The organism is Parageobacillus caldoxylosilyticus (assembly GCF_019272935.1).
GTDB classification, from domain to species: domain Bacteria; phylum Bacillota; class Bacilli; order Bacillales; family Anoxybacillaceae; genus Saccharococcus; species Saccharococcus caldoxylosilyticus.
This window is the reverse complement of record NZ_CP040553.1, coordinates 3553470-3567401: the sequence shown is the minus strand read 5'-3', so window position 1 is coordinate 3567401 and position 13932 is coordinate 3553470. Positions and strand designations below refer to the sequence as shown.

14 protein-coding genes are annotated in these 13932 nt (G+C 46.2%); 5 read left to right on the top strand and 9 right to left on the bottom strand.

All coding sequences use genetic code 11. The annotated features are described in order from the left end of the window. The first annotated feature begins 9 nt into the window (after window positions 1-9). Both narJ and narI read left to right on the top strand, forming a co-directional pair. The gene (gene narJ / locus BV455_RS18155) at window positions 10-558 is read left to right on the top strand and encodes a nitrate reductase molybdenum cofactor assembly chaperone (RefSeq protein WP_042407856.1); all 549 of its coding nucleotides are present in this window, start codon (window positions 10-12) and stop codon (window positions 556-558) included. A gap of 2 nt (window positions 559-560) precedes the next feature. Next, complete coding sequence (narI, locus tag BV455_RS18150) at window positions 561-1265, top strand: respiratory nitrate reductase subunit gamma (RefSeq protein ID WP_042407854.1); 705 nt, start codon at window positions 561-563, stop codon at window positions 1263-1265. Between the two features lie 132 nt (window positions 1266-1397). On the opposite strand, the gene BV455_RS18145 is transcribed toward narI, so the two are convergent. The 6 genes from BV455_RS18145 to BV455_RS18120 all read right to left on the bottom strand — a co-directional run bounded on the left by BV455_RS18145 (window position 1398) and on the right by BV455_RS18120 (window position 9363). Next, a complete protein-coding gene (locus tag BV455_RS18145) occupies window positions 1398-1931 on the bottom strand; it encodes a hemerythrin domain-containing protein (RefSeq protein ID WP_042407851.1) in 534 nt (177 codons plus the stop codon). Window positions 1932-2062: 131 nt separating this feature from the next. Continuing rightward, entirely contained in the window at window positions 2063-4357 is a 2295-nt protein-coding gene (locus BV455_RS18140) for a thiamine pyrophosphate-dependent enzyme (protein ID WP_017434204.1), read from the bottom strand. Continuing rightward, entirely contained in the window at window positions 4345-5370 is a 1026-nt protein-coding gene (locus tag BV455_RS18135; RefSeq protein WP_201028881.1) for a 2-oxoacid:acceptor oxidoreductase family protein, read from the bottom strand. Before BV455_RS18135 ends, BV455_RS18140 begins: the two co-directional genes overlap by 13 nt. Window positions 5371-5665: 295 nt before the next feature. Then, entirely contained in the window at window positions 5666-6472 is an 807-nt protein-coding gene (locus BV455_RS18130; protein WP_017434206.1) for a uroporphyrinogen-III synthase, read from the bottom strand. Between the two features lie 112 nt (window positions 6473-6584). Then, entirely contained in the window at window positions 6585-6830 is a 246-nt protein-coding gene (locus BV455_RS18125) for a hypothetical protein (protein WP_017434207.1), read from the bottom strand. A 160-nt stretch (window positions 6831-6990) separates the two neighbouring features. Further along, window positions 6991-9363, bottom strand: a complete 2373-nt coding sequence (locus BV455_RS18120; RefSeq protein WP_218688070.1) for an immune inhibitor A domain-containing protein — start codon at window positions 9361-9363, stop codon at window positions 6991-6993. Window positions 9364-9633: 270 nt separating this feature from the next. Between BV455_RS18120 and BV455_RS18115 the strand changes: the two genes are divergently transcribed. Then, window positions 9634-10935, top strand: a complete 1302-nt coding sequence (locus BV455_RS18115; RefSeq protein WP_017434208.1) for an ATP-binding protein — start codon at window positions 9634-9636, stop codon at window positions 10933-10935. Window positions 10936-11017: 82 nt separating this feature from the next. On the opposite strand, the gene BV455_RS20715 is transcribed toward BV455_RS18115, so the two are convergent. Further along, window positions 11018-11152 (bottom strand): hypothetical protein, encoded by a 135-nt coding sequence (locus BV455_RS20715; protein ID WP_268801760.1) that lies wholly within the window; start codon window positions 11150-11152, stop codon window positions 11018-11020. 132 nt (window positions 11153-11284) lie between these two features. Further along, the gene (locus BV455_RS18110) at window positions 11285-11467 is read right to left on the bottom strand and encodes a hypothetical protein (RefSeq protein ID WP_061579231.1); all 183 of its coding nucleotides are present in this window, start codon (window positions 11465-11467) and stop codon (window positions 11285-11287) included. Window positions 11468-11542: 75 nt separating this feature from the next. Here BV455_RS18110 and map point away from each other — a divergent pair, with 75 nt between their 5' ends. Next, complete coding sequence (gene map / locus BV455_RS18105; protein WP_218687522.1) at window positions 11543-12292, top strand: type I methionyl aminopeptidase; 750 nt, start codon at window positions 11543-11545, stop codon at window positions 12290-12292. Window positions 12293-12456: 164 nt separating this feature from the next. On the opposite strand, the gene BV455_RS18100 is transcribed toward map, so the two are convergent. Next, window positions 12457-12858: a secondary thiamine-phosphate synthase enzyme YjbQ gene (locus BV455_RS18100; protein ID WP_017434212.1), complete on the bottom strand. Its 402-nt coding sequence runs from the start codon at window positions 12856-12858 to the stop codon at window positions 12457-12459. 96 nt (window positions 12859-12954) lie between these two features. Here BV455_RS18100 and BV455_RS18095 point away from each other — a divergent pair, with 96 nt between their 5' ends. Continuing rightward, window positions 12955-13875 carry an MBL fold metallo-hydrolase gene (locus BV455_RS18095; protein WP_218687521.1) on the top strand — a complete coding sequence of 307 codons (921 nt, stop codon included), beginning with the start codon at window positions 12955-12957 and terminating at the stop codon, window positions 13873-13875. Window positions 13876-13932 lie beyond the last annotated feature (57 nt).

Below are 13932 nucleotides of genomic sequence, written 5' to 3'. Positions count from 1 at the left end.
TAAGGAAACATGAATAAAGAACAAATGCAAACGGTGTTTTTATGCGCGTCCCATTTATTGTCCTATCCTGATGAAGAATGGGCGGACTCTCTCGCTGATTGCCTCGAGGCAATCAGCGCCGTCCCAAACGACGCCATCGTCGAAAAAATGAGCGCTTTTATTCATGACATCCAATCCATACCTGCCCGCAAACGGATGGAGCAATATGTCGAAACATTCGATTTCGGCAAAAAAACAAATTTATATGTGACCTACATGAATACAGGCGAACAGCGCGAACGCGGACTCGAGCTATTGCAGTTGAAACAGCGCTATAAAGCGGCTGGATTTGATACGGCCGAGCAGGAACTCCCGGATTATTTGCCGCTCATGCTTGAGTTCGCCGCTTACGCCGAACAGGAGCACATCGTGCCGCTCTTTGCCGCATACGCCGATAATATCGATGAAATACGGAAACAGCTTGCTGCGGGCGGCAGCCCTTATGCCGCTGTGTTTGACGCAATTTTTCTCGCATTTGCAGAACTCGGCGTGACGCCGACTCCGAAAGGAAGTGTGTAACCGTGTTGGAGCAATTTCTTTGGGTGATTTTCCCTTATATTGTGTTAACGATTTTTATTGGCGGCCATATTTGGCGTTATCAATACGACCAATTCGGCTGGACATCGAAATCGAGCGAAGTATTGGAAAAGAAGCAATTGCGGCTTGGCAGCCTGATGTTCCATTGGGGAATTTTGTTTGTATTCGTCGGCCACGTCATGGGCATTTTGATTCCGGAATCGGTGTACGCAACGCTCGGCATAACAGAAGAAACATACCATCTCATCGCCCTTGCCGGCGGTATTCCGGCAGGATTGGCCGCTCTTATTGGGCTTCTCATTCTGATCCGCCGGCGCGCGACCGTCAAACGGGTGCGGGTTACAAGCAGCCGCGGTGACTGGATCGCCCTCTTGTTCCTGGCGATAGTCATCGCATCGGGGCTGTCGTCGACGCTGCTGAACGTCGACTCGCGTGGTTTCGATTATCGAACAACGATCGGCCCTTGGTTCCGGAGCGTCCTTCTATTCCATCCCGATCCATCTTACATGGAAACCGTGCCAGTTTGGTTTAAAATTCATATTTTGGCTGCTCTCAGCATTTTCGCTGTCTGGCCATTTACGCGGCTCGTGCATGTGTTTAGCCTTCCGCTCCGCTACTTACGCCGAAGCTATGTCGTTTACCGCAAACGCATGCCAAAACAGGCAGAACAGCCATATAATATTCATTGATCGAAACGTATCCGAATCCCCCTTTCACATATAATAATCTCTCCCACCTCTTTCTTTCAGGGGTGGGAGATTTCTTTGTGCGTATGTAAAAAATGGGATGCACCTGTTGAGAAGGAGACATCCCGTTTTTTCTTATATTTGGCTTATTTTTTCCGACAATTCTTCTTTTTCTTCGTCGGACAGCAGGCGTTCGGCCATCGGAAACAGCACGTTTTCTTCTTTCATAAAGTGTTCCGCTAAAATATGATAAGCGTCGATCACCTCATTGGCGAGCGCCACCGCACTTTCGCAATCGACCGTTTCCGGAAGCTCCGCGGTTTTTGTTAAAAAGGAAGCGAGCCGCTGATTCGCCTGATCATGTTCATACTCCATGACGGCAATCGGGCCGGATGTTCTTCCAATATACTGCGCCAGCATCGGAAACAGCACGCCTTCTTCCCGCTGGGAGTGCGGATCGAGTTCATTCACAAATGCCTGTACATTTTCCCGCAACGCAAGCAACCGTTCCTTCCAGTTTTGCCCTTCTTTGTCACCGACGATTGCTTGTGCCTGTTCAAACAGGCGCTGCTTTTGTTCACGCAACGGCCCATGTTCCTTTTTTAAACGCTCTAGACCTGCGCATAGCTTCACTTCTCCTTGTCCGTTCATATGGCAAAATGAATGCATCATCCATCCCTCCTATTGTTTCTTTGTCCTGATTGTACCTTGTTTTTCGACAATACGTTGTGAGCGATATCACACCCAAAGATAAAGAACAATCACGCAAGAAAAACCTCCTGCGTGATTGTTCCGCATTTTTATAAATAAGGATGTTCATGCTTTGCTTTCAGCATGCGCCATCTGCGCTCTACCTCTTGCTCTAATTCTAGTAAAAGATCGCGGTTTTCTTCTTTTAGTAAATGCTTCGTTTTTCCCATGTATTTCAACCATTCGCTTAACGGAATGCGGCGATTTTTCTCTTCCGGATCGTACGTAATGGTCGTTTTTCCGCGTTCTACTTCATATAGCGGGAAGAAACAAGACTCTACCGCTGCTTTCAAAATTTGTTCGCCGTATCGTTCTTCTGATTTCCAGTTCAGCGGACATGTAATCAGCAGCTTGCCGTATACCGTTCCTTCATGCCGGGCATACCATTGCGCTTTCGCCGCTTTTTTCACTAAATCTTGCGGAAACGCTTCTGTTCCCGTAAATACGTAAGGGATGTTCGTTGCCGCCATAATTTGCGGCGTATCTTTATGATGGAACGCCTTTCCGCGCTGCGTTTTTCCGACTCCCGTCGTGCTTGTCATATGCCCCATCGGAGTGGAATAGGACATTTGCGAGCCGGTGTTCATATATCCTTCATTGTCATACTCGATAATAATTAATTTATGGTTGCGCAGGGCGGTTCCGATGGCGGAACCCATTCCGATGTCCATGCCGCCGTCGCCTGTAACCATCACAAATGTCACATCGTCAGAAACATGAAGTTCCCCGCGGCGTTTCATTTCGAAAAATGCTTCTACCATTCCAGACAACGTCGCTGCTCCATTTTGGAATAAATTATGGACCATCGTCTGTTTATGCGAGCTATACGGGTAAGCAGCCGATACAACATAAGCGCATCCTGTTTGGAACAAGACGGCAATATCGCCTTCAATTCCTTTAAAAAACAGCTCTAACCCCGGGAAAATTCCGCACCCTGGGCAGGCTCCATGACCTGGAGCAAGCCGCTTCGGCTTCGCAGTGAGCGCCCTTAGCGGCGGAATTTTCACTTTTAGCCGCTTCGTCTTTCCATCTGGAGTGACTTGAATTAATCCCGTTTTAAACGCATCGCCATGCATTGGCTCCATTACCGGAGTCTGCCGCTTTTCCGGACGTCCCGGCACATGTCCAAAATAATCAAACGGTTTTTTTGCATATCCTTTTTCCATTGCCTCTATGGCCATTTGGAAAAACGCTTCTGCGTCCTCTGCATAAAAGTCCTTGCCGCCGACGCCAAACACGCGGCTTAATACAATGGTTTTATTCTCTTTATCCTCTTGTAACGCTGATTTCACTTCATGTGTCATATTCGGCCCATGCGCTCCGTATGAATCCGCCCGTTCCCCAATCAGCAATGCTTTCACTTGTTTTAATGCGCTGCGGATTTCCTCCGCCGGGAATGGACGAATCATATTTGGACTGATCACTCCGGCTTTAATTCCTTTTGCCCGCAGTTTGTCGACCACATCTTTTGCTGTTTCCGCCGCTGAGTTCAGTAAAAATAATGCTACTTCCGCATCTTCCATTCTATATAAATCGAGCACCGGATATTCGCGGCCGGATAGCGCCGCGTATTCACGAGCTACTTGTTTAAACACCTCTTGGGCGCGGTATAATGCTTCGGATTGCTGATAATTATTATTGATTAAATCGTCTCCGTTCATATGGGCGCCGATCGTAATCGGCTTTTTCGGATCAGCAGCGTTCGGAAAATTGGTCGGTCGCTCGCCAATAAAGGATTGTACAACGCTTCGATCTTTAAAATGGCGCACTTTGCGTTTTTGATGCGATGTGAAGAAGCCATCATACGCGACAATGACAGGCAAACGCACATCCGCATGTTCGGCGATTTTCAGCGCCATAATATTCATATCGTACACTGCTTGCGGAGTACGGGCGAGCAAAATCACCCATCCGGTATTTAAAGCAAAATAAAGATCAGAATGATCACCATGAATGTCCAGTGGGCCGCTGATCGAGCGGGTAACTAAATTGAGCACCATCGGAAAACGCGTTCCGGACTGTACCGGCAGCTGTTCGAGCATATACATCAATCCATTTGCACTTGTAGCATTTAGCACGCGTGCCCCCATAATGGACGCGCCGTAGCAAATACCGGCGGAACCGTGCTCTCCATCGGCTGGAATGAGTTGAATGCTATGTTCCCCCCGCAATTTCATTTGATCTAACAACTGGGCAATTTCCGTCGACGGAGTAATGGGAAAATAGCCCATAATATGATAGTTAATTTGCGCAGCTGCCAGCGCCGCCATTTCGTTTCCTGAGGCAAATGCCGTCTCTTGTTCTGCCTTTGATGCCATTCCCGTTTTTTCTTCTAACATCGCCATTCGTTCATCCCCCCTGCCGTGAACGGGAATTTATGTTTTACCGAGTTTTGCTCGGCAAAGCCGAGCACTTCCCGCTCCGCAATGAGCGCATCCGTCGGACATGCTTCCACACATTTTAAACAGCCTTTGCAATATTGATAGTCGATCCCTGTTAAAAACATCTGTTTTCTTCCTTTTTTATCTACACCTTCCTCCCAGACAAAGCAAAAATCTGGACAAACATTATCACAGGCAACGCAATGAATGCATTTTTCTGCTTCCCATCTCGGCAAAAATCCTTGGCGTGATCCGCTTAAATTTTTGAAAACACTATTCCCATTGGCAACAATAACCCCGCCTATTTCTTGCGTTTCATATCCTAAAAGCGGTTCAGGGCGGGTGAACGTTTTTCCGCGGGCATCTTCCGGCGCCACATAGGTTTGAAAACGGACTTCACGGTATCCGCGTTCAAACGTACGAATATTCGATTCTACTAAATGCGGATATTTCTTGGAAAACGTTTTTCGGATAACCTCTTTCATCGCCTCCGGATCAAGAAAATCGCAAACCCGGAATAACGCTCCGAGCATTGCAGTATTTACCTTTGTTTTTTCTTCCACAGCAATCCCAAGAGCATCTACAACAGCAAGCGTTCCGTATTTCAAACGCAAATCACGGCGAATATCGGCAAAATCCCTTGTGGAGTTCACCACAACGATTCCATCAGGAACTAAACCGCTTACAACATCCACCGTCTTATAAAGCGCTTCATGAAATACCCCGATAACATGCGGTTGTTCAATCGGACTATGCGCCCGAATTTCTACATCCGGCTCACAGAAGCGAATAAAGCTTTTTACCGGAGTTCCTTTTTTTTCGGAACCATATGTGGAAAAGTTGGAGCCATTTAAACCAAGCCCTAGCACTCCCGCCTCGGCAAGCATTTTCCCTGCCAGATTAGCGCCGAGTCCCCCAATCGACTCGAGGCGTATTTCAAAAAAACCTAAGTCATTTGTTTTTGGCAAAATAGTCATACAATCCCTCCCAATATGAATAAAAAGCAACTTACATCCCCAATTTCATTTTACTTAAAAAATCATAAAAAAAGTGTGACAAAAATCAAATATTTCAGTTTTTATTAATGATACACATATAAAATATCTGTTAAAAAACTTTTATTTATCACGGTTTAAGCAAACATACCAATTATATAACAGATATTTATTTGCAATATAACAGAATAAACAGAAAAACGCTTAAGGAACCGTGTCCTTAAGCGTTGTTTATATAAAAGCAGTTATCTTATACATAGACCGGAAGTAAAATGTTTTATCTCTGCAGCTGTCGTTCAAAATATTGCGATAACGTGACAATCATTGCCCCCATCCGCTCTAGTTCAGGAGCGATCACTCTAGTAATTCCTTCTTCTTGAAGCGCTTCTTGCGTGACTTTTCCGACTGCACAGGCAACGACATGCTCATTCAGCGTTCGGCGGAACAGCTCGATATCTTTTTGCTCCTTTACAAAAGAAAATAAAAAGCGGACTTGCATCGCCGCTGTAAAACAAACGGCATCGACTTCGCGGCGCACGATTTCCTCATACAGCGTTTCCAATGTTTTCGAATCTGGCGCCACATGGCGGTATGGAAGCAATTCGCTGTAGGATGCGCCGTTTTCGGTTAGATATTGCTTAAGCGTCGGAGCGGTATCACCATGCAGTTGCACTACGACCTGTTTCCCCGCCAATGTATATTCTGCCAATGAGCGGATCAGCCCTTTCGTCGTACCATCATCGCTGACAGCAATAGGAGAAATGCCGATTTTTTTCAGCGCCGCGACCGTTTTATAGCCGCGCGCCGCTACGTGCGCCTTTTGTATGGTGGTCATCCATTCTTCTTCTATGTTTCCTCTCTCTGCCGTCTCCAGCAACTTTTCTACTCCGATACCAGTTGTAAAAATAAACCAGTCTGGACACACGGCCATTACCGCGCGCATTTCCTCTTCTAGCTCTTTCTCTTTCAAAAATACCGTTCCTTGCGCCGGCCGCACAACCGCAATTCCGCCTTGTTTTTCAATCAGCGTCGACATCTCTTCCAGCTTTCGTGACGCACATAACGCAATGCGTTTTCCACGCATCTTTCCCCTCTCCTTCCCTAGATACGAATACTTCTATTGTAAAATACTGCTTTTCTGCCACGCAATACAAAAAAAAGCGGTCCTTTAGGAGCACGCTCTTTTCCCTTCTTGTCTAGCGGGTATGTACCATATATTTTTCTCTTCGATCAAACGACCCGTAAATGCGCGTCGGCTCAATGGAAACCACATGATCTAACGAGATGTTGATCAAGTTCATGTTGCGGTTATAGGCAAATAATTTCCGAGCATCTTTGTAAAGTTTGACAGGTAAAAACGTTGCCTCTCCTTGCCTTGTTTTAATTTTGACCGGCTGCTTTTCTTCAATCCACACTATTAATTGCTTATACAACTCCCGCATGATCAAAAAATCCCCCTTGATATATCATTTGCTTACAATTATAAAAACAAATGGCGGAAGAAGGAATGAAGAAAAATCAACAAATTATTATTCTCGTTTTCGAAAATATTGTCGATAAAAAGAGACGCAGGAGACTGTCCTGCGTCCATATTTTTCTAACTTAACGATACAACAAGATACGCGCTGCCGAACGATCGTCGCTTTCGCCAATGACACGGATTTTCAACCCATAATTTGGAACGTTTCGCCCTGCATCAACAGCCCCTTTATTTTCGTAGGAGCTGCTGTCATCGAATAGCGGCAATGGCGATGTATGATTATCGAGTAATTTCGAATCGCTAAGCTCGAGGCGGAATTTCTCCCCTTTTTGCAGACTGAACGCGGCATCATGGACTTGGTATCGTGTCGAAGCCGGCGTGTTGCCTGACCATTTCAACGTTTTTTGATCCGCATCGACAACGCCGAGGAATCCGTCGCCTGGATGAATGCCCGTCCAGTTGTTGTCGTACAATTCGTCGACATACCACACAACAAGCCCTGGATCGTACGACAACAATTGATCACCGCGGAGAATATGCGCTAATCCTTCATCGACCCCTTGATGGTTGCGCCATTCCAGCAAATAATAATGTTTCGAATACCATTTTCCATTGCTTTTGGCAAAACCATCTAAAGTAAAGAGCGGCTCTGTCTCGACGTCGTCCTTCAACACTGCCACATCGTCCGCCATCACTTGCACATCGTCGACATACCAGCCTGCTTCGGCAACATAAACATCGGTCACATAGTGGAACCGAAGCTCAATCGTTTTCCCCGCATAAGCGGATAAATCAAACTGCGCATCCACCCAGCCGTTGGAAGAACCGGTAATGCCGTTTCCTGGATTTTGTCCGTTCGGATTGTCCGTAGTTGTAATGGTGCCTGGAATGGTTACCCATTGGTTAGAACCGTTTTCTTTCACTTCGATAGATGCATAATCCCAATCTTTTTCAATTTGATACCATGTTTTAAACGTTAATTTGGCTTGTTTTGCTTTCGTTAAATCTAACGTTGCCGACATCGATTGGTCCAAATTATTTCCTCTTCCCGAGAAGTAAGCGTACGTTCCGCTCGCCGGAGTCGTGACGACTGTTTCTTTATCCGGCAGGTTGATGCGAACAGCATCGTTGTTCGTTCCTTTCGTGCTCGCCTGATCCAACAAGACTTCGACGCCGTCTTTCGTAATTTCGTTGAAATCAACCATCGTTCCTGTCAGCCAGTTGCTTCCCGGCATCGTGGCTTGCAAAAATTCCTTCGCCCATGCGCTGAAGCCGGTCGGTTCTGTACCAGGAATTTTTCCTGCCCAGCTGCCGCTTGACATAATCGACCAGTAAGCAATCGGCTCTCCTAATCCTGAATATTGTGTGTCGTACTCGTCCGGCAAGCCTAGGTCATGACCGTATTCATGGGCAAACACCCCTGCTGCGCCGTCGGCCGGTTCAATCGTGTAGTCGTACGCAGCAAGCTGTCCGCTCCAATACGGGACATCGGCCGATGTATCCGGAATGCGGAACACTCCTCCTAAATTCCAGCGGTGCGACCAAATCGCATCGCCGCCAAGTTGACCGCCGCCCGCTTCTTCTCCGACGCTGGAATGGACGATCATTAAATGATCAATTAGCCCGTCCGGCTCGCGGTAATTGCCGTCTCCATCTAAATCGTAACGATCTTCTTGGTCAAACTGCCGCAAATCGATGCTCGGATCTTTGGCAGCGGCCGCAAGCGCCTCTTTTACGAGCGCGCGGGCATTGGCATCGCTTCCGTCCGGATCTGGCACGTTGCCCCCGTAATATTTGGCCGGGTATTTTGCCTTATACCAGCCAGCCACTGCGCCTTCAATCGCATAGCTTCCTCCAGACTGCTGTTCGTAATATTTTTTCACTGAAATGAATTTTTCGCCGTTCGGTCCTTCATAATAGCCGTCTTTATCGCCAAAAATCATATCGTAATAATGTTCTTTCGAATAATCTTTGTAATACATGTCCGTTTCGCCCGGCCGAATCGAATTATGTGGAAAATCTGGGTATTCGATTAACAGCACCAGTACCCGGTCGACCCGTTTTCCTCCGTTCCACGCTTCCTCTTGCACAGAAGGAACGGTTGTATTTTTTGATTGTCCCAGTTTTTTTCCTTTTCCATTTAAAACTCTATTTTTCTGATAGTTTTCTTGCAGCATTTTTTCACGTTTTGCTTCTTGTTTATACAATTCTCCCTTTTCTTTTACAGTGTCTGACGCTTTTTCTTTCAAATAAGTTCGAACCGCTTCTTCCGCTTCAGCCGGTGTCGCATTGGCGGAAATTTTTCCGTCTTTTTTAAGCATTTCTATTAACTTTTCTTCATTGGCAATCGCTAAATCAACAGGTCCACCTTGCTTTAATGTATGTGCAGCTGGCTCTTTTGCCTGCACGTTCGGCGCCGTCACATTCGGCACATTCCATAACCCTATCCCCAGCGACAACGCCAGTGCAGCTGAAAAAATAGACTTCTTTTTCAGAATGATCCCTCCTAAAGTCATATTTTAAGATAATTTATATTATTAAAATAATATATAATAGTCTAAAAAATAAACAGAGTCTTTCATACTATGAAAATCGGTATGGAAGGCCTATCCATTTTTTGTTGAAAAACGAAGATTTATGTCAAAAAAACACTATGAATTCGCCCTTAACATCCGACACTTTTTCTGTTTACAATGTTGTATATTAGCAGTAATTGTTGAATTTGCCCTGAAAGTACCGTATTTACGCGAAAGAAGGTGCAAGTAATGCTTAATATTGTAAAAGATTTTTTGTTAAATTTGTTTTTTATCCTTCTTCCTATTTTTACTATTCCAATTTGGATCGAACAACGAAAAGTGCCAAAACATATTAAACAACATTTGCTTACCATCTTTTATGCCTTTGTCATTATCCTATGTATTACTATTCCTGTCGGCGCTGATAAAGTGTCTATCTTCGACTTGCGTCAAATCCCGCTTTGGCTAGGAAGTTTATATAGAGGAATAGCAACAAGCGCCTTTCTCTGTCTAGTAACGGTTGGTTATCGTTCTTTATTTGAGGGGGCGGGATTTTTTGTCACCGCTGTTACTTCCGTCCTCGTTATGGGAACCAGTATCGTATTGTCAAAAAAGTTTTTGCAGCTTCCGTCCAAACACCGTATATCGCTGGCAACTGCGCTATCTGCATTTTCCGGGATTATAACGATCGGACTGGCCGAATTATTTCATGGCATTCCGTCACCGTCTGTTCTCCTTTCCTTGACCTATTTGCTCGTTCAGCCAATATGTATGTTCATCGCCTGTTCTTTAAAAGAGATGGTTTACCACAATATCGCCTTGCGAAAACGGATGATCCGCGCGGAAAAAATGGAAGCGGTAAGCCATCTGGCGGCCTCCATTTCCCACGAAATCCGGAATCCGCTCACAGCCGCGCGCGGGTTTATGCAATTGCTGGAGCAACACCATCTTTCGCCGGAAAAACGGAGGCAATATGCGCGAATCGCGATCGAAGAGTTAGATCGCGCCGAAGCGATTATTACCGATTACTTGACATTCGCCAAACCGGCTCCTGAAACAGTGGAAAAGTTGAATGTCAAAACGGAAATCGAACGCGTGATTGATTTTATACGCCCGCTCGCCAATATGAACAGCGTGGAAGTGCGAGCGACATTAGCGCCGTTTTCGATCATAGGAGAGCGCGAGAAATTCCGTCAATGTTTGCTCAACATTATGAAAAACGCAATTGAGGCGATGCCGAACGGCGGTGTGCTGCAAATTTACGTTTCGATTGAAAAGCGGCGCGTGCTAATCCGCATTTCCGATACCGGCGTCGGCATGACAAAAGAACAAATGGAGCGGCTCGGGGAACCGTATTTTACGACGAAAGAGATTAAAGGCACCGGGTTAGGAATGATGGTCGTATACCGCATTATTGAATCAATGAATGGAACAATTCATATTCAAAGTGAGATACATAAAGGAACCGAAGTATCCATCTATCTTCCGCTTTCTTCCTCTCACTTGCCACAAGAGGTTCGGAAAGCAAAAAAGATTTTTGCCGTTTTATAAACTTGGAAGTCGCACATATGTCTACCAGAAAAGAAGCGTGCGAATGGAACAGCGGCTGAAATGCATAGCAACAAAAATACGGCTATCCATCGCAAAATGGATAGCCGTTTTCATGACCATTGAAACTGTTCAACCGGCCGAATGATCGTCCGAAACGAATGAATGAGCAAATGGCGATGCTGGCAAACTCATCTTTCGTATGAATGTGTAACTGCACCGTTAAGTCGCCTTTTGCTGCTTATAACGTTCTTTCTTCAATCAGCGTAATATGTTGATGGACGGAACGATAAAACGCCGCAAACAAATATAGCACCGCCAGCGATGCCATAATCATCACAACGATCGTTCCCTATTTTACAGCATTCAATTGTTCATCCTTCTCGGCAATTAGCGTTTTCAGCAGTTGAACCATTTGCCGAGCTGCGGCAAACATTTTTTCCTGCGCTGGGCTTGCCGCTTCATATAACGATTTGGTGTCGATCTCTATGCCGTCAATAATTGCGTATTGACAATTCCTTTTATTTATTTCCATGTCGTTTTTCTGCTACAATACACAATAGACTTGCGACATCACAGTCAGCAAATATGAATGAAAAGGGGATTTGGCATGATTCATGTGAAAACGGAAAGAGAAATAAAACTAATGCACGAAGCAGGAAAATTATTAGCGGCTTGTCATCAAGAAATCGCCAAGCTCATTGAGCCTGGGATCACCACCATGGAAATCGACCATTTTGTGGAAATATTTTTGGCAAAGCACGGTGCAACGCCGGAACAAAAAGGATATCGTGGATATCCCTATGCGACATGCGCCTCGATTAACGACGAAATTTGCCACGGCTTTCCGCGCAACGAGCCGTTAAAAGAAGGCGACATTGTCACGATCGATTTTGTCGTCAACCTGCATGGCGCCCTTGCCGATTCGGCATGGACCTATGCCGTCGGCAAAGTGAGCGAAGAGGTGCAAAAATTGCTTCATGTGACAGAGCAATCGCTCTACAAAGGGATTGAGCAGGCGGTCATCGGCAACCGGATCGGTGACATCGGCCATGCCATTCAAACCTATGTGGAAGCAAACGGTTTCTCCGTCGTCCGCGATTTCACCGGACATGGAATCGGGCCGACGATTCACGAAGAACCATATATTCCGCACTTTGGGGAAAAGGGAAAGGGCATGCGCTTAAAAGAAGGAATGGTGATCACCATTGAGCCGATGGTCAACATCGGCGCGTGGCAAAGCAAAATGGACCAAAACGGCTGGACCGCGCGGACAATCGATGGCTCCTATTCCGCACAATATGAACATACGATCGCGATCACCAAAAACGGTCCGCTCATTTTAACGACTCTTTCTTAACTAAACAGCCCCCTGCACTCTGCCATTTTAGGAAAGAAACGTTGGAAGGTAAAGCAAAAAACTAGCCGCTTTTGGCTAGTTCTTTGCCCTTTTAAAGTTTACATAATAATATTACGGTTATATAAATAACTTATGTGTCCGCTTGCACCATTGGCTGGTCTTTTTTACCCTTGCACAACTTTCACATAAAATGTGCGTTGGCGCGGACCGTCGTACTCGCAAAAATAAACTCCCTGCCACGTTCCTAAAAGAAGCCGGCCATCCGTAATAATGACATGCTGCGACGCACCGACTGTACTCGCTTTCATATGCGCAGCCGTATTTCCTTCCAGATGGCGGTCAAGCGGGTGCTCCCATGGATACGTTTCGTCAAAGCGGCGCATCATATCCCGCTTCACGTCAGGATCGGCGTTTTCGTTAATCGTGATTCCCGCTGTCGTATGCGGGCAATACACGATGGCCACCCCTTCCGTTACGCCTGACTCACGAACTGTTTCCGCGACAAACGAAGTAATTTCGATCATCTCATCCCGTTTCGTCGTGCGAATGGTAAAAGAGCGAAGCATAATACTCACCACCAAACAACATATTTTGTTTCGAAAAAAGATTTTTGCTACTTTTATATTATAGCGTTATAGCGCACAAAAAAGGTGAGGAATAAAATGAAAAGATACGAGAATCTAGATGGGGTTTCGATGAAAAAATCATTTGCCGATTTTCGCCGCTGGCAAAAGGAACGAAAAAGCAAAAAGAAAGATTTATCTTACCAAGTTCCACGTGTCGCTGTGCCGCAGTACGAACAGCTTCATACGAACCGCAGCCGCACGCTGCTATCTTGGGTCGGCCATTCGACCTTTGTCATTCAGATGAACGGTATCACGATTGTCACCGACCCGGTATGGGCCAAACGGATGGGAACGGCAAAGCGGCTTTCCGAACCAGGCATTCCGTTAAGTGAAATGCCGCCGGTCGATGTTGTCCTCATCTCCCACGGCCATTATGATCATTTGCATTTTCCAAGCATTCGCAAGCTAAAAGGAAATTCTCATCTATTCGTGCCGGTCGGACTCGGCCGCCTGTTCCGCAGAAGAGGATACAAACAGGTAACGGAATTGGCGTGGTGGGAAACGCAACAACTTCATGGCGTTACGTTTACGTTTGTTCCGGCGCAGCACTGGACGAGACGGACGCTGTGGGATATGAATACATCACACTGGGGCGGATGGGTGATCGAGGCAAATGGGAAGCCGACCATCTATTTTGCCGGCGATAGCGGCTACTTCCGCGGATTCCGCGAGATCGGCGAGCGCTTCTCGATTGATTATGCGCTTCTGCCAATCGGCGCGTATGAACCAGAATGGTTTATGGGGCCGCAGCACGTTACTCCCGAAGAAGCCGTGCAAGCTTTCCTTGATTGTCAAGCCGGCTTCTTTATTCCCATGCATTACGGCGCTTTTCGCTTGGCGGATGATACGCCGAAAGAAGCGCTCGACCGCTTATTCGCCGAATGGAAGCAGCGCGGATTGGATGATCGGCGCTTAAAATTTCTGAAGCTTGGGGAAGTGCTCAACTGTGATACATAAGAAACGCTTCCTGTTAGAGCCAATTTCAAGTTGGCAACCTTTCCGGGCAATGTAAAA